This is a genomic window from Pelagibius sp. CAU 1746, from assembly GCF_039839785.1.
GTDB lineage: Bacteria > Pseudomonadota > Alphaproteobacteria > Kiloniellales > Kiloniellaceae > Pelagibius.
The window spans coordinates 1,556,290-1,577,199 of record NZ_JBDOQT010000001.1 but is presented as its reverse complement, the minus strand read 5'-3'; the positions used below and the strand labels follow the sequence as shown (position 1 = coordinate 1,577,199).

General features: G+C 68.5%; 16 protein-coding genes. 4 read left to right on the top strand and 12 right to left on the bottom strand.

Annotated features, from left to right (window positions below):
• Positions 1 to 76 precede the first annotated feature (76 nt).
• Both AAFN88_RS07480 and AAFN88_RS07475 read left to right on the top strand, forming a co-directional pair.
• Positions 77 to 427 (top strand): YciI family protein, encoded by a 351-nt coding sequence (locus AAFN88_RS07480; RefSeq protein WP_347519492.1) that lies wholly within the window; start codon positions 77 to 79, stop codon positions 425 to 427.
• Positions 424 to 1,686, top strand: coding sequence for a sigma-70 family RNA polymerase sigma factor (locus tag AAFN88_RS07475; protein WP_347519490.1), 1,263 nt, complete (start codon positions 424 to 426; stop codon positions 1,684 to 1,686). The genes AAFN88_RS07480 and AAFN88_RS07475 overlap by 4 nt, the downstream gene beginning before the upstream one ends.
• A 3-nt stretch (positions 1,687 to 1,689) precedes the next feature.
• Here AAFN88_RS07475 and AAFN88_RS07470 read toward each other — a convergent pair whose 3' ends face one another.
• A complete protein-coding gene (locus AAFN88_RS07470) occupies positions 1,690 to 5,160 on the bottom strand; it encodes an AsmA family protein (RefSeq protein ID WP_347519489.1) in 3,471 nt (1,156 codons plus the stop codon).
• A gap of 479 nt (positions 5,161 to 5,639) precedes the next feature.
• Here AAFN88_RS07470 and AAFN88_RS07465 point away from each other — a divergent pair, with 479 nt between their 5' ends.
• Positions 5,640 to 5,804 (top strand): hypothetical protein, encoded by a 165-nt coding sequence (locus tag AAFN88_RS07465; RefSeq protein ID WP_347519488.1) that lies wholly within the window; start codon positions 5,640 to 5,642, stop codon positions 5,802 to 5,804.
• 159 nt (positions 5,805 to 5,963) lie between these two features.
• On the opposite strand, the gene AAFN88_RS07460 is transcribed toward AAFN88_RS07465, so the two are convergent.
• The 6 genes from AAFN88_RS07460 to AAFN88_RS07435 form a co-directional block, all read right to left on the bottom strand.
• Positions 5,964 to 8,747 (bottom strand): HAD-IC family P-type ATPase, encoded by a 2,784-nt coding sequence (locus AAFN88_RS07460; protein WP_347519487.1) that lies wholly within the window; start codon positions 8,745 to 8,747, stop codon positions 5,964 to 5,966.
• Between the two features lie 169 nt (positions 8,748 to 8,916).
• Positions 8,917 to 10,317 carry an FAD-linked oxidase C-terminal domain-containing protein gene (locus tag AAFN88_RS07455; RefSeq protein WP_347519484.1) on the bottom strand — a complete coding sequence of 467 codons (1,401 nt, stop codon included), beginning with the start codon at positions 10,315 to 10,317 and terminating at the stop codon, positions 8,917 to 8,919.
• 92 nt (positions 10,318 to 10,409) lie between these two features.
• Positions 10,410 to 11,717, bottom strand: coding sequence for a TRAP transporter large permease subunit (locus tag AAFN88_RS07450; RefSeq protein WP_347519483.1), 1,308 nt, complete (start codon positions 11,715 to 11,717; stop codon positions 10,410 to 10,412).
• A 10-nt stretch (positions 11,718 to 11,727) separates the two neighbouring features.
• The gene (locus tag AAFN88_RS07445; protein WP_347519481.1) at positions 11,728 to 12,255 is read right to left on the bottom strand and encodes a TRAP transporter small permease; all 528 of its coding nucleotides are present in this window, start codon (positions 12,253 to 12,255) and stop codon (positions 11,728 to 11,730) included.
• Between the two features lie 71 nt (positions 12,256 to 12,326).
• A complete protein-coding gene (locus tag AAFN88_RS07440) occupies positions 12,327 to 13,313 on the bottom strand; it encodes a TRAP transporter substrate-binding protein (RefSeq protein ID WP_347519480.1) in 987 nt (328 codons plus the stop codon).
• Positions 13,314 to 13,528: 215 nt separating this feature from the next.
• On the bottom strand, positions 13,529 to 14,215 hold the full coding sequence (locus AAFN88_RS07435) for an aspartate/glutamate racemase family protein (protein WP_347519478.1): 687 nt from the start codon (positions 14,213 to 14,215) through the stop codon (positions 13,529 to 13,531).
• 84 nt (positions 14,216 to 14,299) lie between these two features.
• On the opposite strand from AAFN88_RS07435, the gene AAFN88_RS07430 reads away from it, so the two are divergent.
• Positions 14,300 to 15,016, top strand: a complete 717-nt coding sequence (locus AAFN88_RS07430; RefSeq protein ID WP_347519477.1) for a hypothetical protein — start codon at positions 14,300 to 14,302, stop codon at positions 15,014 to 15,016.
• A 10-nt stretch (positions 15,017 to 15,026) separates the two neighbouring features.
• Here AAFN88_RS07430 and AAFN88_RS07425 read toward each other — a convergent pair whose 3' ends face one another.
• The 5 genes from AAFN88_RS07425 to AAFN88_RS07405 form a co-directional block, all read right to left on the bottom strand.
• Complete coding sequence (locus tag AAFN88_RS07425) at positions 15,027 to 15,521, bottom strand: hypothetical protein (protein ID WP_347519476.1); 495 nt, start codon at positions 15,519 to 15,521, stop codon at positions 15,027 to 15,029.
• A gap of 125 nt (positions 15,522 to 15,646) precedes the next feature.
• Positions 15,647 to 16,195, bottom strand: coding sequence for a winged helix DNA-binding protein (locus AAFN88_RS07420; protein WP_347519473.1), 549 nt, complete (start codon positions 16,193 to 16,195; stop codon positions 15,647 to 15,649).
• Positions 16,192 to 19,860: a hydantoinase B/oxoprolinase family protein gene (locus AAFN88_RS07415; RefSeq protein ID WP_347519472.1), complete on the bottom strand. Its 3,669-nt coding sequence runs from the start codon at positions 19,858 to 19,860 to the stop codon at positions 16,192 to 16,194. The genes AAFN88_RS07420 and AAFN88_RS07415 overlap by 4 nt, the downstream gene beginning before the upstream one ends.
• Before the next feature lie 359 nt (positions 19,861 to 20,219).
• Entirely contained in the window at positions 20,220 to 20,555 is a 336-nt protein-coding gene (locus tag AAFN88_RS07410) for a hypothetical protein (RefSeq protein WP_347519471.1), read from the bottom strand.
• Between the two features lie 3 nt (positions 20,556 to 20,558).
• Positions 20,559 to 20,876, bottom strand: coding sequence for a hypothetical protein (locus AAFN88_RS07405; protein WP_347519469.1), 318 nt, complete (start codon positions 20,874 to 20,876; stop codon positions 20,559 to 20,561).
• Positions 20,877 to 20,910: the final 34 nt, after the last annotated feature.

The following is a 20,910-nucleotide window of genomic DNA, read 5'->3' as shown; positions in this document are numbered from 1 at the left end:
ATCCACGACCGCCCGGGCGTCATAGGGTATGCCGCCCCCGCTTCACCGCAGCGGCTTCGCCAGGAAAGGAACCGAAATGGCCAGGAAAACCTATCTCTTCATCCAACGGAGTGCTCAGAGCAAAGCGCCAGCACGCGAGGCGCCGTCTCCTGCGCAGATGGAGGAGATGTACGCGAAGTTCAACGCCTGGAAGGAGCAGTTCCGGGAGAACATCCTCGATATGGGCGGGAAGCTGGCCGGCGGCGGCAAGGTCGTAACGTCCGACGACGCGACCGACGGCCCCTTCGTCGAAGCCAAGGAAATCGTGGGCGGCTACATGATCGTCACCGCGGACAGCTTGGACGAAGCGGTCGAGGTCGCGCGGCAAAGCCCCGGCGTGGCCATGCCTGGGTCCAGCGTCGAAGTCCGGGAGATCGCCCTCTCTTGAGGGCGCCCGAACCGCCCCGGCAATTCTTCCGGCACGAGTACGGCCGGCTTGTCGCGGTCCTGACGCGCCGCGTCGGGGCGCAGCATCTCGAGGCGATCGAGGATGCGGTTCAGTCGGCCTTGATGAAAGCGGTCGAAAGCTGGACGGCAAGGGGCAAGCCGGACAATCCCTCTGCCTGGCTCTACCGGGTGGCCCGCAACGAACTGCTGGGGGAGCTGCGCCGGCGCGCGGGCCGGCGCCGCCTTCTGGAGCGGAACGCGGGGGACATCATCGGCGATCCCGGCGAAGTGCCTGAGGTCCGCCTTGCCGGAGAGATGCAGGACGACCTTCTGAGCATGTTGTTCGTCTGCTGCGACGGCGCGCTCCCCGAGGAATCGCAGATGGCCCTGGCCCTGAAGGTGCTCTGCGGTTTCAGCGTCCCGGAAATCGCTCTGCGACTCTTCACCAGCGAAGCCAACATCTACAAGCGGCTCAGCCGCGCCCGAAGCCGGCTGCGGAAAACTCCGCCCCGCCCCGATGAGCTGTCCGCCGGCCTCTACGCCGCGAGACTTCCGTCGGTGAACAAGTCCCTCTACCTGCTCTTCACCGAGGGCTATCTCTCTTCGAACGCGACCGCGGCGATCCGCCGCGAGCTGTGTGAGGAGGCGATAAGGCTGGCCTCGATACTGGGCGATCATCCCGTCGGCGCGACCCCGGAGACCTTCGCCCTCTTGGCTCTCATGCAGCTCCACATGGCGCGGATGGACACCCGCCAGGACCGCAGCGGCGGCCTGCTGCTCCTGGAGGAGCAGGACCGGAGCCGATGGGACCGAGACCGGATTCAAGCGGGCCTACGATACCTGGAAAGATCTGCGCGGGGCGACAGTTTCACCCGCTATCACGCGGAGGCGGGAATTGCCGCGGAGCACTGTCTCGCCCCCTCCTTCCAAGAAACGCGCTGGGACAGGGTCGCGGAGTGCTACGAATTGCTGGAGAGCATCGCGCCCTCGGCGATTCACCGCATGAACCGCGCCGTCGCGGTCGCGGAATGGCGGGGCCCCGCCGCGGGCTTGTCCCTGCTGAAGGATTTCGCGCCGCCGGCCTGGCTCAGGAGTTCCTACCTCTGGGCCGCGGTCCTCGCCGACTTGCACCGCCGCTGCGGCGACACCGAGGCGGCAGGCCGCTACCGAGAAGAGGCCTTGAAGGCGGCTCCCACGCCGGCCGTGGCAGCGCTCCTAAAGCGGCGTCTCGAGAACTCCGGCGCCGGGTGCGCGCCGTAAGAGCTAGCCCCCGAGGCCTCTCAAGAGACCCTTCACGCCTTCTTTGAGCAGATCCTCCGGCCGCGGCGGCTGAGCCGGTTGCTGCGGTTGCGGTTCCTCTCCCCGCTCCGGCACCTGAATGACCGTGGGCTGCTCTGCGGCGGCCGGTTCCTCGCGGCGCTGGAACGGCTGGCCGCCGATCCGGACGTCGGGAGAGTCGGGCGGTCCCCGCAGCACCGCCGTCAGGTAGGCGTTCTGCGGGTCTGCGTCGCGGAACACGTCGGTGCGGCTTTCCATCTGCCAGGCCGGCAGGTCGACGTTGCCGGCGGTCAGGGCCTGGGCATCGCGCCCGCGCACCGTCAGGTCGTCGCTGCGCAGGACTCCCCGCTCCACCACGAAGGTCCCGCCAACCTTGGCCGGGGCGCCGGCAAAAGCGCCGAACAGCATGGTGGTACTGTCGCTGACCCCGCGCACCTCTTTCACCTTCTTGCCCAGCAGGTTGAGCACCAGGGCGCCGGCCTGCTCCTCCACCTTGGCCGCGACGGTCACCGTGCCGTGCAGCTTGCCCCTGCCGTTCAGCGCGGAAACCAGGGCCGCCTCGCTGAGCCCGCGGCTGTTCAGGCTGCTCTCCAGCGACATGGGGCCGGAGAAACGATCGGTGCCGGCCAGAGCGCCCAGCAGGTCCTTCAGTTCCACGTCGATGGCGGTGACGGCCGCCGCCACCTCCAGGCCGCCGGGCGCGCTCTCGCGGAAGTCGGCCTTGCCGGTGACCGCCAAGGCTCCGCCGTAGGTCTGCGCATTGAACTTGCGGAGGTCGAGGACACCGCCGGCCAGCACGGCGTCGATGTCGGCATTGTCGAGGCGCAGCTTGTCGGTGACGATCGCCTTGGCGCGCAGCTTGATATCCGCATCCAGCCCACGCAGGGCGCTGACGTCGATCGGCTTGGTCGACCAGCGCTCGCGGCCCGAAGCGGCGGAACTGCCGGCGGCGGCGGCGCCCGCGCCATTGCCCTTCTTCTGCGCCTTCACGCCGCCCGCCGCCGGTGCGCCCAACGCGGCCAGCGGCAAGACGCCGGTTTCCAGGTCGGCGGTGATCTTCGGCCGGGCCGCGGCGAGCGCCACGGTGACATCGCCGCGCCGCACCTCGGTGCCCGCGGCCTTGCCGGTGAGGCCGGAAAGACGGATCACCTCGGGCGTCGCCGCCAGCCGGCCCTTCAGCGCCACCGGCCCCAAGCCGCCGGGAACCGCCGCCTCACGCAGCAGTTCGCCCAGCAGCACGGAGAGATTGGGATGATCCAGCTCCAGCTCCGCCTCTACCTCGGGAGCCGTCCGCCCCAGTTCGGCCTTGCCGGCCGCGCGCAGGCTCCCGCCCAGGGCCGCCAGCTTCTGATCGAAACGAAGCTGCTCCCGGTTGCCGTTGACGGCGCCGCTGAGGGTGAAGGACTCCAAGGGGAGCTGTCCGCCGGTATCGATCGCCAGGGCCTTGGCGAGCCGCGACAGCGCCGCCACCGAGAGATCGAGCGAACCGTCCAACGAGGGTTCGCGGTCGACGTTGGCGACGCTGCCGGCGAACCGTCCGCGGCTGCCGGCGAGATCGGCCACGGAGAGGTCGCGCACCACCAGGCCGCCACGCTGCAGGGTCGCATCCAGGCGCAGGCCGTTCAGCGGCAGCCCCCGGTAGGTCATCTGGCCGACCTTCACGTCGATGTTGGCATCGAAGCGGCCGAGCAGGGCGAGACCGGCGGGCGGCGGCGTTTGCGCAGCGCCCGATCCGGCCTGCGGAACCGCGCCTTCGCCCTGCGCGGTTCCGGGCGCCGCTTCCTGGGACGGTGCGGGTGTCGTCGCGGCCGCCGCGGCGGGCTCCGGCAAATAGGCGTCGAGGTTGATGCGGTCGAGCGAGACGCCGATGCCCAAGCCCGGCCGGTCGCGCAGGGCCACGGCGACGCCGCCGGTCAACCGGCTGACATCCAGGCTGAGATCGATGTCATGCAGCGTGATCTGGCCGGGCGCGGCGTCGATGCCGGTCTTCAGCGACAGACGGCGCAGCCGCTGGGGCGGGACCATGGCGACATCGATACCCAGCCAATGCAGCAGGCCGCGGAGGTTATCAGAGGTGGCGGCGACATCGCCGCCGAACCGGGGTCCCTCGGGTGCCAGGTCGAGCTGGCCCGACAACGCGACCTCGGAACTGCCCGGCAGTTGGGCCGACGCTTTTTCGAGCGCCAGCTTGCCGTCGGCCAGACGTGCCGCAACGGCGAGTTGGCGCACCGTTTGGCCGCGGTACAGCAACGCCTCGGCGGTGAAGTCGAGGCTGGCGGTCATATCGCGCGGCAGACCCGGGGCCGCGGCGGCCGGGCGCGCGCCGCCGTCTCCTGGGGCCGCCGGCGCGGGCGGCGCCGCGGCCGCTTTGCCGCCTTCGCCAAGTTCGCCGCCGGCCGCCGGCGCCGCCTGGCCCAACAGCTTGTCCAGATCGATGCTCTTGGCCGACAGGGTAGCCACGACGTCCGGCACCTCGCCGAAAGTGACGGCGACGTCACCGTCCAGCGAGACCTCACCCAGCTTCAGGGCGATAACCTGCACCCTGGCCTCGCTGTCGCTGCCCGAAATCTCCGCCGTTACGGCAAAGGGCTGGGCCAGCGGGACGGGCAACTCGGACGGTTTTGCCTGCAAAGGCAGCGCGGCAATCAGGCGGGCGAGGTCCTCGCCCTCCGCCTGCAGGCGGCCGCGCAGGGTGCGCAGGTCCTGGTGCCGCGACAAGGCGCCAAGGAAGCTGCCCGAGGCGGCCGACCGGGGCAGACTCAGTGACAGCGACAGCGCGGTCGCGCCGTCGTCGACCAGGCGGTCGAGGCTGAAGTCGAAGTCGAGCGGCACGTCGCGATAGACGGCACTGCCGGTCACGGCGAAGGGTCCGGCAAGGGACTGGGCGCCCAGTTCGGCGCTCAGGCCGGTCACCACCTCGGCGCGGCCGCTGCGCGCATCGCGGTAGCGCAGCGTACCGTCCTCGACGATGAAGCTGTCGACGCGGATCGACTCCTCGCCGCCGCCGCTCGCCGCCGTTCCGCCGGCCTCGGCATCCGGCGCGGGACCGCCCGGCCGCGCCGCCACCGGCGCATCGAAATTCCAGTTGGCCCGGCCGTCCGGCAGCACCTCGAGCAGGACTTCCGGCTTCACCAGGGTCACGCTCTCGACCCGCACCTTGCCGCGCAGCAAAGGCGCCAGGGCGACACGGATCTGCAGTTCCTCGAGTCGGACCATCGCGGGGTCCGAGCCGCCCTCGGCGTTGGCCAGGGCAACCTCGCGGGCCGAGAAGGCCGGGGTCGGCAGCAGCCGCAGGCTGACGTCGCCGGCAATCTTCAGATCGCGGCCGGTATGTTCCCTCACCAGGGCGGCGATGCGGCCCTTCTCTCCGTTCCAGTCCCAGAAACTGGGCACGACCAGCAGCCCTCCGACCACCAGGAGAACCAGAACGACAATTGCTATGGCCGCCTTCTTCACGATGCCTTCCCGTACCTTCTTGGCTTCCCTGCGCCTTGTTGCCCCAAGGTTTCGCCGGCGCACCGCACCCCCGGGGACATCGCAACCGCACCTGTTTCCGCTAAGCTACTTTAATTCGGGCCTGCCCGGCAAAGCGGAAGCTCAGGCACCCCCAGAAACGGAGCCGGCGCGGACCCGGGCGCGGGCCTGGGAACGGACCTGGGGAGCGGACCTGGGAACGAGCCCGGAAACGGCCGCCGGAACGGCAAGCGGATCCGTCCCAGATGATTATACTCCCGAAGGTCGTCCAGGCGTTATGTTCATCGGGATCGGGCAGCGGCGGCGCCCCCAGGACGCGGGCTGGAAAGCCGGCCGGAAAGACTTACATCCAAAGCGGTGCTTCCGAGTGCCTGACAAGAGCGTCCCGCCGTGTCCATAATGACGGTCGAGATCATACGACATCGAGGGACCCGCTCTCTTAATCAAGCTGGCGAGTGACTGTGCCGATGGGTGAAATCGTCGATCTGGACGCCTACCGCGCCGCGCAGCGGCAGCGGCAGCGTGAAGAAGCCAAGCGCAAGGACCGCAACCGGTCGCGGCCGGAGCGCGGCGAGTCCAGCAACACCAAGCCGGAGGCCGAGCCTCTGGAGGAAGATCCCGCCTAGATCGGATCACGATTAGGCGGAACTACAGGTGGTTCCGCCTAATCGTGTGAATCCGATCTATTTCAAAGGCATAGAGCAGGTTTACAGGGGCGGTGGATCGCCTTCGGCGATTCCAGCCGACCCTGACCTGCTCTAGGCTTCGGCCCCGCGGGAGTGTTGTCAGCCATTCGAGGCCCGGCGCCGGGCCGCGCGCAGCCAGGCTTTGCGCAGTTCCATCACGGCAAGCAGCGAACAAGCGAGGACGGCAACCAACAGCCAATCCGCCAGGGCGATGGGCTGCACCGACAAAACGCCGCTGAGACCCGGCAGGTACATGGCCGCGACATGGATGCCCTGGGCGCCGAGGATCGCCAGGATCAGAAAGGGATTGGCGCCCAGCGGCACGGCGAAGACCGAGCGCTCCTCGGAGCGGGCGTTGAGGGCGTGAACGTTCTCGAACAGCACCATGAGCAGCAACAAGAGGTTGCGAACCTGGTCCTCCGGCAACCCGCGCTGCAGGGCCCAGACGTAGAACCCGAAAGCGCAGGCGCCCATGTAGATGCCGGCGACCAGCACCTGGCCCAGCATGCGGCGGTCGAAAAGCGATTCCCGACGCGGGCGCGGCGGGCGGTCCAGAACCCCAGGCTCCCCCTTTTCGAAGGCCAAGGCGACGTCCTGGATGCCGTTGGTCACCAGGTTCAGCCACAGGAGCTGCACTGCGAAGAGCGGCAGCGGAAAGCCGGCGCCGATGGCCAGGAGGAACAGCACGATCTCCCCCAGGCCCGTCGAGACCAGAAGGTAGATCAGCTTGCGCACGTTGTCGTAGGCGATGCGCCCCTCCTCGATGCCGGCGACGATGGAGGCGAAGTTGTCGTCGGTGAGGATCAGGTCGGCGGCGCCGCGTGCCACGTCGGTGCCGTCCTTGCCCATGGCCACGCCGATGTCGGCGGCGGCCAACGCCGGCGCGTCGTTCACGCCGTCGCCTGTGACCGCGACCAGATGGCCCGCTTCCTGCAGGCAACGCACGATCTTCAGCTTCTGCGCCGGCTCGACGCGGGCGAAGACCTGGGCGCCGCCGACCAGCTCGGCAAAGCGCGCGGGCTCGTCGGCCGCCGCCGTCAGCTCGCGGCCGCTGACGACCTGTGCCTCACCGCCCGCGCCATCCGCTCCGATGCCGAGCTGGCGGGCGATGGTGCGGGCGGTTTCCGGGTGGTCGCCGGTGATCATCACCACTTCCACCCCCGCGGCCCGGCAGCGCTCCACTGCCGCCGGCACCTCCGGACGCACCGGGTCCATGAGCCCCACCAACCCCAGCAGGCGCAGGTAGCGCAGCGAGTCCGGCGCGGCGCGCCGCGCGGCCTCCTGCGAGACCACGCCGCTGGCCACGGCCAGCACGCGGTAGCCTTCGGCCGCCAGGGCCTCGCCCGCCTCCAGGGCCTGCGCCCAGTCGGCGCCGTCGCACATCGGCAGCAACGCCTCCAGCGCCCCCTTGACGTGAACGGTGACGCGCCCGCCCGGCCGATGCGCCTCCGGCCCCGCGGCGTAGGCCGCGACGAAGGCCGCGCCGTAGCGGCGCTGCGGCTCGTAGGGGATGATGCTGAGCTGGGCGGCCTCGGCCTTGGCCCGGTCGGGATCGATGCCCAGCTTGTGCGCCAGCACCAGGAAGGCCACGTCCACCGTGTCCCCCAGGTGGCTGACAGTTTCCTCGTGCAGGCGCAGCTCTGCCTCGTTGCACAGCACCGCGCTGCGTGCCAGCTCCAGGAAGCCGGCCTGCTCCTGTGGCGTCGGGTGACGGCCGTCCACGGTGATGCCGCCATCGGGGCGGTAGCCCTGGCCCGCCACCTGCCCGTCGACCGCCGGGCCGGCATCGTCGAAGAGCACCAGCCGCTTCACGGTCAGTTCGTTGCAGGTCAGGGTCCCGGTCTTGTCGCTGGCCACCAGCGTGCAGGCGCCGAGCCCCTCCACCGCCGGCAGGGCGCGCACGATGACGTTGCGCCGGGCCATGCGCGAAGTGGCGATGGCCAGGGCAACCGTGATCGCCACCGGCAACCCCTCCGGGATCGCCGCCACCGCCAGGGCGACGGCCACCAGAAAGACGGTCAGGATCGACAGGCCTTGGGCGAGCTGCACCGCCGCCAGCACGGCGATGGCCACCAGGCAGGCGATGCCGATCCAGCGGCTGAACTGCTCCAAGCGGCCGATCAGCGGCGGCTGCGTCGGGTCCGGCGCCGCCAGCGCCGTGGCGATGCGGCCGATCTGGGTGTGGGCACCGGTGGCCGCCACGACGCCCTGGGCACGCCCGGTCAACACGGTGGAGCCCGCGAAGAGCAGATTGATCCGCTCGGCCATGGGCGCCGCCTCGTGCAGCACCACCGCGGCGTCCTTGATCACCGGCAGGGACTCGCCGGTCAGAAGGGACTCGTCGACGGCCAGTTCCTGCTGGTGCAACAGGCGCAGGTCGGCGGGCACGGCGGTGCCGGACTCCAGGCGCACCACGTCGCCGGGCACCAGCCCGGCGGTATCGATGCGCGCCGCCACGCCATCGCGCAACACCACGGCGGTGGCCTGCAGCATGCGGTCCAGGGCGGCGGCGCTCTGCTCCGCCTTCCATTCCTGCACGCCGCCGATCAGCGCATTGAGCTGAAGCACCACGAAGATGAAGGCCGCGTCGCTCCATTCGCCGACGATCAGCGAAACCACCGTGGCGGCCAGCAGCAGATAGACCAGCGGGCTCTTGAACTGGCGCAGGTAGACGACGAAGGGGGGCGTGGTCTCGCGGTGCGGCAGCCGGTTCTCGCCGTAGCGCGCCAGGCGCTCGGCCGCCGCCTGCGCCGTCAGGCCGCCATGGCCGCTGCCCAGCACGTCCAGGGCCGCTTGCGCCGGCAACGCGTGCCAGGCGCCGCGCGGCGGCAAGCTGCCGGCGCTTTCCAGAGCGGGAGATACGGAGGGACTGACCTCAGCCATGATGCCGCAAAGTTTGCGCGGCGGGCGCGGGGGCCGCAAGCGACAGATTTGCCGCAGCGCCTTACCTCGCCCTTCGAGACGGCGCTATCGCGGCTCCTCAGGCTGAGGCAAGACTAAGGCCTCATGCTGAGGAGGCCCGCAGGCCCGTCTCGAAGCATGACCCGCCCGCTCAGACCGTCAGGATCTTGCCGGGGTTCATGATGTTGTCGGGATCCAGCGTCACCTTGAGCTGGCGCATCACCGCCAGAGCTTCGCCGTGCTCGGCCTGCAGGAAACGCATCTTGCCGGTGCCCACGCCGTGCTCGCCGGTGCAGGTGCCGCCCATGGCGAGCGCGCGCATCACCATGCGCTCGTTCACGCCCTCGGCCTTGGCCATCTCCTCCGGCTCGTCGGGATCGATCAGGAAGGTGAGGTGGAAATTGCCGTCGCCGACATGGCCGACGATGGGCGCCAGGACGCCGGATGCGTCAATGTCCTTGCGGGTCTCCAGAATGCACTCGGCCAAGCGTGAAATCGGCACGCAGACATCGGTCGCCCAGGCCCCCGCGCCCGGCTTCAAGGCCATGCAGGCGAAATAGGCGTTGTGCCGCGCCTCCCACAGCCTGGTGCGGTCTTCCTGGCGCGTCGCCCATTGGAAGTTGGACCCGCCGTATTCCCCGGTGATCTCGCCGACCAGCTCCGCCTGCTCCTTGGCCCAGGCCTCGGTGCCGTGAAACTCGAAGAACAGCGTCGGCTTGACCGGGTAGTCGAGCTTGGAATAGGCGTTGATGGCCTTGACCTGCAGCTCGTCGAGCAGCTCGATGCGCGCCACCGGAATGCCGGACTGGATGGTCAGGATCACCGCGTCGACGGCCCCTTCCAAGGTGTCGAAGGAGCAGACCGCCGCGGCCATGGCCTCGGGGATGCCGTAGAGGCGCAGCTGCACCTCGGTGATGATGCCCAGGGTTCCCTCCGAACCGACGAAGAGCCGCGTCAGGTCGTAGCCGGCCGAGGACTTGCGGGCGCGCCCGCCGGTGCGGATCACCCGCCCGTCGGCCAAGACCACCGTCAGCCCCATGACGTTCTCGCGCATGGTGCCGTAGCGCACGGCGTTGGTGCCGGAGGCCGAGGTCGCGGCCATGCCGCCCAGCGAGGCGTCGGCGCCGGGATCGATGGGGAAGAACAGGCCGGTGTCGCGCAGATGGGCGTTCAGCGTCTTGCGGGTCACCCCGGCCTGCACGCGGCAGTCCAGGTCCGCCTCGTTGACCTCCAGGATGGCGTTCATGCTGGAGAGGTCGATGCAGATGCCGCCCTGGGCCGCCTGCACCTGGCCCTCCAGGGAGGTGCCGGTGCCGAAGGCGATGACCGGGCGCTTGTACCGAGCGCAGAGCTTGACGATGGCCGAGACTTCCTCGGTGCTCTCGGCGAAGGCCACCGCGTCGGGCGCCTCCATGGCGTGGTAGGAGGCATCCTTGCCGTGGTGCTCGCGCACCGCCTGGGCGGTGGACAGACGATCCCCCAGCAGCGCGCGCAGCGCCTCGATCAAGGGGTCCTGCGGCTGGTTTCTCTTGTCTTCTGCGGCGTCGGCCATCGCACCTGCTCCATGCTGGGGCGGCACTATAGCAGAGGTCGTGCGGGAACGGGCAATGCCCCGAATCCGGCGGAACCGGGCCCCCAAGCGGTCTAGGGACTGGACCGCATCTGCGCCGGCAGCCAGGTGGCGATCTCCGGGAAGGCCACCACCAGGATCACGGCCAGCACCATGATGCCGAACATCGGCAGCGCCGCCCGGGCGATGAAGGGGATCTCGTGGTGGGTCATGCCCTGCAGGACGAAGAGGTTGAAGCCGACCGGCGGGGTGATCTGCGCCATCTCCACCACGATGACCAGGAAGATGCCGAACCACAGCATGTCGATGCCGGCCTGGCGCACCATGGGCTCGACCACCGCCATGGTCAGCACCACCGCGGAGATGCCGTCCAGGAAGCAGCCGAGCACGATGTAGAACACCGTCAGCGCGGCGATGAGCGCCAGGGGCGACAGCTCCAGCGAGCCGATCCAGGCCGCCAGGTCGCGCGGCAGGCCGGTGAAACCCATGGAGAGGGTGAGGAACTTCGCCCCGGCGAGGATGAGGGCGATCATGCAGGAGGTACGGGTCGCGCCCATCAGGCTTTCGACGAAGCTCTCCCTGGTGAGCGACCCCTGCAGCAGCGACAGCAGCAAGGCGCCCACAACGCCCAGCACGGCGGCCTCGGTGGCCGTGGCGATGCCGGCGTAGATCGACCCCAGCACCGCCAGGATCAACAGGACCACCGGCAACAGGGAGAAGGAGTCGCGAAACTTCTGCAGGATCCCCGTGGCCGCCTCGCGCGGCGGCATGGACTCGGGCCGCAGCACCGCGCGGATGAAAATGTAGCCCATGAACAGCAGCGCCAGCATGACGCCGGGGAAAACCCCGGCCATGAAGAGGCCGGCGATCGACTCGTTCACGGTGACGCCGTAGACGATGAGGATGATCGAGGGCGGGATCAGCAGGCCCAGGGTGCCCGCCCCGGCCAGGGTGCCGATGATCATGTTCTCCGGATAGCCGCGGCGGCGCAGTTCCGGGATCGACATCTTGCCGACCGTGGCCACCGTGGCCGCCGAGGAGCCGGAGATGGCGGCGAAGAGCGCGCAGCCCGCCACGTTCACGTGCAGCAGGCGTCCCGGCAAGCCGCCGAGCCAGGGCGAAAGGCCCTTGAAGAGGTCCTCGGACAGCCGCGTCCGGAACAGGATCTCGCCCATCCAGATGAACAGCGGCAAGGCGGTCAGCGTCCAGGAGGAGGCTGCGCTCCAGATCGTCGTCGCCATGGCGTCGCCGACCGGGCGGCTGGTGAAGAGCTCCATCCCGACCAGCGCCACGCCAAGCAGCGACAGGCCGACCCAGACGCCGCTGCCCAGCAGGAAGAACAGCACGCCGAGAAAAAGCAGCGTCAGGAGCAGGTTTTCCATCTTCCGTCCCCTACCCCACCACGTCTTCCGGCGGCGCCTCTTCGGGTGCGGCCTTCTTGTGGTCCAGCGGCGCCCCCAGCGCCACGCGGATCAGGCGGTCGATCAGCGCCATGGCCAGCAGCACCGTGCCGACCGCCATGCCGATCTGGGGGATCCACAGCGGCGTGGCGTCGGCGCCTTCGCTGACGTCGCCCAGCATGTGGGAGACACGCACCATCTTCACCGAATACCAGGCCAGATAACCGGCCAGGAAAGCGCCGGCGGAAAGACACCAAAGCTCCAGCGCGCGGCGGCGCGCGCCGGAGAACTTGTCGATGAAGAGGGCGACGCGGATGTGCCCGCCCTTGCCGAAGGTATAGGCCAGGGCCAGGAAGGACGAGGTCGCCATGGCGTAGCCGGCGTAGACCGACAGCCCCGGCACGTAGAGGCCCAGCAGGCGGGTGACGATGGACAGCAGCACCAGCACCGCAATGGCGATCAGGCCGAGGCCGGCGAGAACCCCCGCCGCCAGGTAGAGCCGGTCGAGCGCGGCGCGCATGCGAAGTCGATCCTTCCTGAACAAGAGAACGGCCGGTGACACCGTCACCGGCCGCGGCTCCTTTTCAGACCTTACATCGCCTTGTAGGCGTCGATCACGGCCTGACCGTCGGCGCCGGCGCGCTCCAGCCATTCCTTGGTCATGGTGGCGCCGATACCTTCGAAGTCGGCCTTCAGCTTGTCGCTGGGCGCCTCGACGACCATGCCGTTCTCCGCCAGCTTTTCCTTGTACCAGTCGGAAAGCTCCCGGGCCTTGTCCCAGCCGCGCGCCTCGGCCGCGGCGGCGGCGTCCAGCACGACCTTCTGCAGCTTCGCATCGAGGCCTTCCCAGGCCGCCTTGTTGACCACCACCATGTTCTTGGGCAGCCAGGCCTGGACGTCGTACCAGTACTTCACATGCTCCCAGATCTTGCGGTCATAGCCGGTCGAGCCGGAGGAAATCATCGAGTCGGCAACGCCGGTCGCGAAGGCCTGCGACAGTTCCGCCGCCTCGATCTTGGTCGGCACCGCGCCCATCAACTCGGCGAGACGCGAGGTCGCGGCGTTGTAGGCGCGGAACTTCACGCCCTGCATGTCCGCCGCCTGGCTCACCGGGTTCTTGTTGTAGAGCCCCTGGGGCGGCCAGGGCACGGTGTAGAGCAGCACCAGGCCGGCCTCGTCGAGGGTCTTCTCGAGCTGCGGCTTGGAGGCTTGATACAGTTTCCAGGAGTCGTCGAAAGATGTCGCCAGGAACGGCAGGGCGTCGATCTCGAACAACGGGTTCTCGTTGCCGAGGGCCGAGATCAGCCGCTCGCCGATGGGCGCCTGTCCGGTACGCACGGCACGGTAGATCTCGCCGCCGCCGAACAGCGAACCGCCGGGGTGGGCGACGATCTCCAGCTCGCCGCCGGAAGCCTTGGTGACCTCCTCGGCGAACTGAGCCGCGTTTTCCGAATGATAGTTGCTGGCGGCATAGGCCAGCGGCATATCCCACTTCTCGGCGGCCGCGGCGCCGTTGGCCGCGAGGCCCAGTGCAACGACCGAAGCAATCCCGCCAAGGGATTTAAGGAACGTCTTCATTATATGTCTCCCTGTTTGGCCTTCGGCGGGACTTCGATGCCCGCAGATTTTCCCCAAAAAGCCTTTAGGCCAGAACCTGCATGAGAGGCCGCGCTTGCCGCGCCCTTCAAGGGCTCAACTTTAGGCGCGGAGCCTGCCAGCAGGCAACTGACGCCTGAAAGTGACATTTTATCGATAAATTATCAACGTTTTCGAACTGACCACTCTACCCTCCTTCAAAGATCGGCCAGGCGTGCCTCCACCAGGGTCACCAGGTCGTAGACCGGCAGACCGAGAGCCCGGGACAGCGCCGCGCGGTAGGGCGGCAGGTTGGTGCACTCCAGCACCACGGCGCCCAGCGCCGGATGCGCGGCCCGCAGCGCCTGCCCGGCGGCCAGCACGTCCGACTCCGCCGCCGCCGGGTCCAGCACGGCGAGGTCCCGGGTGATCACCCGGTGCAGCTCGCCGCCGTCCTCCAGCCCAGCGAGCGGCGTGTCGGCCGGGGCGCCGGCGGCGGCAAGGTGCGCGGGCGAAAGGCGGCCGGCGTCGATGGTGATGACGCCGACGCTTGCGCCCGGGGACAGCTCCGCCGCGATCGCCGGAACCTGCAGCAGGCTGGAGGTCACCACCGGCACCGGCAGTGCCGCCTGCAAGGCGTCCTGCGCCGTCACCAGGAAGCCGCAGGAGGTGGTGATGAGGTCCGCGCCCTCGGCCACCAGGTCCCGCCCGGCCGCGGCGAAGGCCTCCACCAGGCCCTCGGGCAGCGGGCCTGCCCGCACCACGGCGGCCACGTCGGCGGGCTCGACCACCTGATAGAGGCTCGGCACGGACCAGGTCTGCGGATTGCCCACGTCGCCCGGCGGACGCGGAAAGCCCGTCTTCAGCATGAGGATGCCCAGGGTAGGCTTGCCGTCTGTACGCATGCGTCATCCTAGCGCCTTCCCCAGCCGACAGGAATGCCGCTAAACTCCTGCGCACAAACGACAGGGAAGCAAGCGACCCCAGGTATGATCGAGGCCAGAAAGTCCAGCCGGCTCTCTCCCCAGGAAAAGAACCTGCAGACCATGCTGCTCAGCATGACGGTGCCGTTCCGCGACGGCGGCGGGCTGGTCTTCCCTCTGGGATTTCCCTTCGCCGGTTACGAGCTCGACGAATGGCAGTTCGAGCGTTACCGCTCGCTGCTGGACCGCAGCCTCTTGAGCCCGGAGATGAAGCGCGAAGGGCGCGTCGTGGTCGCCGTGTTCTTCACGCTCGTCGGCGTGATTATCGGCGGCAGCATCTTCACCTATTCCTTTTCCTTGTTCGAGAACAGCCCCGTCGGGCAAGGCTTGCGTCAGTGGTTCCCAGTGGTGTGGTTCGCCCCCTTCGTCCTCTTCGTGGTTTACAGCTACGCCTTCGCGCAGCGCTTTGCGCGCGCGGTGCAGGAACAGTTCCCCGGCGCCCGCAAGACATCGCGTACCGCTTATCTCCGGCGACGGCTGCTGGGCTACATGGCCGCGAAGTCCTTCAAGCCGCTGCGCGCCCTGGCGCTCGTCCTCTTCGCCCTGCCCCTGGGCGTGCTGATGCTCGCCGCCGGCCTCTGGATACCGGTCGCCTACTACGCGTTCCTGGGATTGCTGCTGCTGTTCGTCGCGGCATTCAAGGGCTGCCTGCTGCTGGTCTATTGGTCCTTCCGCCGCCGCCAGGGCTGCGGCCCCACCGCTGAGAACCTGAAACCCGTCTAGGGCGTCTGCCTTAACCTTCGGCGGCTTTCGGATAGAAGCCGAAGCTGCGGCCCTCGCCGTCCTTGCCGACGGCGCTGATGGCGACGCCGCCTTCGTTGAGGAAGAGGCGCGCCTCGATGCGCAGGCCGCTGTCGCAGGTGGCGCTCCAGTCGGCATCGGTCGGCGTGCGCAGCACGTAGCCGCCCTGGCACTCGTCGTCCACCTCGGGCAGGGAGAGGCGCAGGCCGCCTTGCGTGCCCGCGCGATTGTAATAGGCGCGGCCGCTCTTGATATCGCCGCGCCCCTGCCAGCCGACCTTGACGGCCTCGCTGACCCAGGGCGACGGTTCGGCCGGCACTTCGGCGACCCGCCCGCCCTGGCGCAGGCAGGCCCAGGGATGCGAGACGAAGTAGGCGCGGCCGTTCAGCTCGCATTCCAGGCGGGTTTCGGCGGTCTGATCCGGCGACCCGGCGCAACCGGCGACAAGGCCGACCAAGGCCAGAAACCCCACTCCCGCAGACTTCATCGCCAGCGCTCTCCCACTTGGTCCCACACCCATAGGTGGTCGGGAGAAGGTAATTCGCGCAGGAAGGCAGTGCAACAGGCTCTGTTTAGAGGCCGGAATGAATGGGTCGCGGCAGCAGCCGACGACTATAGACTCGACGCCGACCTTGCCGCCTGGTCGTAGAGGCCGGAGAGGGCGCGCAGCAGGTCGGCGGCCTCGCCGATCTGTTCGTTGAGCTCGCCGGCCTTGTCGCCGCCGAAGGCGCTGAAGGCACTGACCAGACAGTCCTCGCGCACCTCGCGGTAGGTCGCGCAGGCCGCCTGGCCGTCCCGCGTCGTCGCGTAGAAAATCTCCTTGCCGCGCTTGTCGCCGGCGACCAGGCCCAGGCGCGTCAGCTTCTTCAGGGCGTAGTTCACCGTGTGGCTGTCCTCGATGTTGAGGACGAAGCAGATGTCGGCCAGCTTCTTGTCCTTGGCGCGGTGGTTCACCGTGTGCAGCACCATGACGTCCAGGGCGCTCAGGTCCGGGTAGCCGGCCGCCGACATGCAGCGCACGATCCAGCGGTTGAAGGCGTTGGAGGCGATGTAGAGGCCGTATTCGAAGGCGCTGGTCTCCGCCGCGCGCTCGGAGACCAGGTGCGCCGAGGAGACGATGGAGCGTTTATTTTCCCTGCTGTCTTGCTTGGGGCCGCTCATTCCGCCGCCTCCTTCCGATCTTCGGTCTTGCCATAGCCGCCGCCGCCCGGCGTCTCGATGACGAAGACGTCGCCGGCGCCCATCTCGATCTCGTCGCTGCCCTTCAGCTCCACGAAGGAGCCGTCGCTCCGCTCCACGGTGTTGCGTCCGCGCCGGCCCGGCTCGCCGCCCGCCAGGCCATAAGGGTCGGTGGCGCGGTGGAGCGACAGGATGGTGGCGGTCATGGGTTCCAGGAAGCGCATGCGCCGGATGACGCCGTCGCCGCCGCGGTGCTTGCCGCCGCCCCCCGAACCGGGACGGATGCGGAAGGCCTCCAGGCGCACCGGGAAGCGCCATTCCAGCACTTCCGGATCGGTCATGCGGGTGTTGGTCATGTGCGAGTGCACGGCGGAGGTGCCGTCGTGGTCGGGCCCGGCGCCGGTGCCGCCGCAGATGGTCTCGTAGTTCTGGTAGCGGTCGTTGCCGTAGACGAAATTGTTCATGGTGCCCTGGGCCGAGGCCAGCACGCCCAGCGCCCCGTAGAGCGCGTCGGTGATGCACTGCGAGACCTCGGTGTTGCCGGAGATCACCGCCGCCGGATACTCGGGGCTGATCATGGAGCGTTCCGGGATCTTCAGCTTCAGGGGTTTCAGGCAGCCTTCGTTCAGCGGGATCTCGTCCTCCACCAGGGTGCGGAAAACGTAGAGCACCGCCGCCTTGCAGACCGCCGTCGGGGCGTTGTAGTTGCCCTTGTCCTGGGGCGAGGTGCCGGTGAAGTCGATGAGCGCCTCGCGCGAGGTCTTGTCGACGGTGATCTTCACCTGGATTTGGCTGCCGTTGTCCAGGGGATAGGTAAACTCCCCATCCTTCAGCACGTCCAGCACCCGGCGCACCGACTCCTCGGCGTTGTCCTGCACGTGGCGCATATAGGCCTGCACCACGTCGAGGCCGAAGTGGGCCAGCATCTTGCGTACTTCCTGCACCCCGGTCTCGTTGGCGGCGATCTGCGCGGAGAGGTCGGCCATGTTCTGCTGCGGGTTGCGGCAGGGGTATTGACCGGAGGTCAGCAGGGCCAAGGTCTCCTCTTCGCGAAAGCGGCCTTCTTCAACGAGCAAAAAGTTGTCGATGAGGACGCCTTCCTCCTCGATGCGGGTCGAGTCCGGCGGCGCCGAGCCCGGCGTGCGACCGCCGATGTCGGCGTGGTGGCCGCGCGAGCCGACGTAGAACAGCAGCTCCTCGCCCGCTTCGTCGAAGACCGGGGTGATGACCGTCACGTCCGGCAGGTGCGTGCCGCCGTTATAGGGCGCATTGAGGGCATAGACGTTGCCCGGCTTCATGCTGCCGGCGTTCTCGCGGATCACCGTCTTGATCGACTCGCCCATGGAGCCGAGATGGACCGGCATGTGCGGCGCGTTGGCGACCAGGTTGCCCTCGGGATCGAAGATGGCGCAGGAGAAGTCCAGGCGCTCCTTGATGTTCACCGAATAGGCGGTGTTGGCCAGGGTCGCGCCCATCTGCTCGGCGATGTTCATGTAGAGATTGTTGAAGACCTCCAGCATCACCGGGTCGGCCTCGGTGCCCACCGCCTCGGTCTTGGGCCGCGGCACCACGCGGGTCAGCACCAGGTGGCCGCGCCGGGTCAGTTCGGCCTGCCAGCCCGGCTCCACCACCGTGGTGCCCGTCGTCTCCACGATGACGGCGGGGCCGTCGACCTTCTGGCCGGGCAGCAGGGCGTCGCGGTCGTAGAGCGGGGTGTCGTGCGCGCCGCCGCCGGAGTGCATGGCGACGCGGGTCAACGGTTCTGCCTCGGTCGCGCCGGCCGGCACGTCAAGCTCCGGGTCGGCGACTTCTTCGGTGGAACCGATAACCTCGACCGAGACGGCCTCCACCACCAGTTTCCGTTCGGTCGCGATGAAACCGAAGCGCTGCTTGTGCGCCGCCTCGAAGGCCTCCTGCATCTGCGCCAGTTCGCCGAAGTCGACCGGCAGCGGGCTGTCGGTGCCCTCGTAGCGGAGTTGCGCCTTCCTCACCTGCTTGATGCGGTCGGGATGGACGCCCTGGTCCAGCACCTCCGCCTCGGCCTCGGCGGCCAGCGCTTTGTAGGCCTCTTCCATCACCACCGGCGCTTCCACATTGAAGGGTACCTCGACCTGCTGCTCGCGCAGGGCCCGCACGTCGGCCAGGCCCATGCCGTAGGCCGAGAGCACGCCGGCGAAGGGATGCAGGAAGACCTTCGACATGCCCAGCGCGTCGGCCACCAGACAGGCGTGCTGTCCCCCGGCGCCGCCGAAGCAGTTGAGCGTGTACTCGGTGACGTCGTAGCCGCGCTGCACCGAGATTTTCTTGATGGCGTTGGCCATGTTCTCCACGGCGATGCGCAGGAAGCCCTCGGCCACCTCCTCCGGGCTCTGCAGCGGCTTGCCGGTGGCCTCGGCGATGTCCCGGGCCAAAGCCTCGAACTTCTCGCGCACCACGGCGGCGTCCAGCGGCTGGTCGGCGTTGGGTCCGAAGACCTTGGGGAACTGTTCCGGCTGGATCTTGCCCAGCATGACGTTGCAGTCGGTGACCGCCAGGGGACCGCCGCGGCGGTAGCAGGCCGGGCCGGGATCGGCACCCGCCGAGTCGGGCCCGACCCGGAAGCGCGCACCGTCGAAGTGCAGGATCGAGCCGCCGCCGGCCGCCACGGTATGGATGTGCATCATCGGCGCGCGCATGCGCACGCCGGCAACCAGGGTGTCGAAGGTGCGCTCGTACTCGCCGTCGTAGTGCGACACGTCGGTGGAGGTGCCACCCATGTCGAAGCCGATGAGCTTGCCGAAGCCGCCCATCTGCGCCGTGCGCACCATGCCCACGACGCCGCCGGCCGGGCCGGAAAGGATGGCGTCCTTGCCCTGGAACAGCCGCGCGTCGGTCAAGCCGCCGTTGGACTGCATGAACATGAGGCGCGGGCCCTGCTCGACACCAGTCTCCATGGGCGCATCCAGTTGGCTCGCCACCTGATCGACGTAGCGGCGCAGGATGGGCGAGAGGTAGGCGTCCACGACGGTGGTATCGCCGCGGCTGACCAGCTTCATCAGCGGGCTGACCTCGTGGCTCACCGAGACCTGGGTGAAGCCGATGTCGCGGGCGATGGCCGCGACCTTCCTCTCGTGGTCGGGAAAACGATAGCCGTGCATGAAGGCGATGGCCACGGCGCGGATGCCGTCGTCATAGGCGCGCTGCAGGGCCGCGCGGGCGGCGTCCTCGTCCAGCGGCGCGATGACCGCGCCCTCGGCGCTGATCCTTTCGGACACTTCCACCGAGCGCTCGTAGAGCATCTCGGGCAAGACGATGTGGCGGTCGAAGAGGCGCGGGCGGTTCTGGTAGCCGATGCGCAGCACGTCGCCGAATCCCTCCGTCGTGACGAAGAGGGTGCGGTCGCCCTTGCGCTCCAGCAGCGCGTTGGTGGCCACCGTGGTGCCCATCTTCACGGCCTCCACGGCGCCCGGCGGCAGGGCGTCGTGCTTGCCCAGGCCCAGCAGCGTGCGCACGCCCTGGACGGCGGCGTCCTTGTACTGCTCCGGATTCTCGGACAGCAGCTTGTGGGTCACCAGTTCGCCGCCGGGCTTGCGCGCCACCACGTCGGTGAAGGTGCCCCCCCGGTCGATCCAGAATTGCCAAGCGGGTTGCCTGTTGTCGCCGTCCATTTTTTCCGTGCCTTTGTCCGAAAGAGCGCATCTCCGCGCCCGATTACAAAGACATTTTATCGATAAATTGTCAACGTTCTCTCGGAATACGGCAGCATTGAGGGGCACTGAAGGTTCGCTTGGCCGCCTCGTGAGCAGGGAACCGGACAGCACGGTCTATCAGGGCACTTGGCCGGCGCGCGACATGCAGTTCCGCATCCGGCACGACAATCCGGCACGTCCTCACCAGTACTGCATCGACCTCTACGAAACGAGGGGCCAATACTCCCGATTGCGCTCCGGCAGCGAAGGGTTCTTCGACATCGACAGCATCACCGCCGGCAACGTGAAGAAACTGCCGCTGGACCAGGCCACTGCACTCAACCGCCGCCGCCGGCATCGAGATCGACGCCGCCGGGCCCGGCGGCCTCCTCCCCGGCCCGGCCGCGCCCAGCGGCACGGCTGCCCAGGAAACCGTCAAGAAGGGCCAGGTGTATCGGCCGGACGAAAAGCGGGATGGTGGCGGCCGGCGGGCGAGGTTTGCCGCTGCTCCGCCGTTCCAGGAACTTGACCAGAAGCCGGAATAGGGCCAACGCCGTGACGGAAAAGACCAGCACAAGGCCCAGAGCGAAGAGCAGTTCGTCGCCGCGCGCGCCGTTCCACAGGAGAAACAGGCCGAGGGCTTCGAGCACCAGGAAAACGAGCCACGTCGGCACGGGCTAGCTCCCTTGGGTCGGAGGGGTGGTGTCGGCCGCCGCCTCGGTCTTGCGGCGCAGCCGGCGGTGCTGCACGACAAGATAGATGATGTAAGCGACGTTGGTGACGGCCAGGATGGCGATGCCGTTGGCGTAGGACACCTCGCTGCCGGGCCGAGCGGCCCGCCACAGCTGCCAGATGCCGAGCCCGGCCCCCAGGCAGAAATAGCTCCAGGTACAGAACCGGCAGTGGAACATGCCTTCGGAGAGAAAGTAAGACGCGAGGCAGATCACGCCCGGCAGCACCAGGGCGGTCACGAAAAGAAAGACCAGCAGCCCCATCGCCCTGCCCCCTCGGCATCGCCAAACCTAGAGG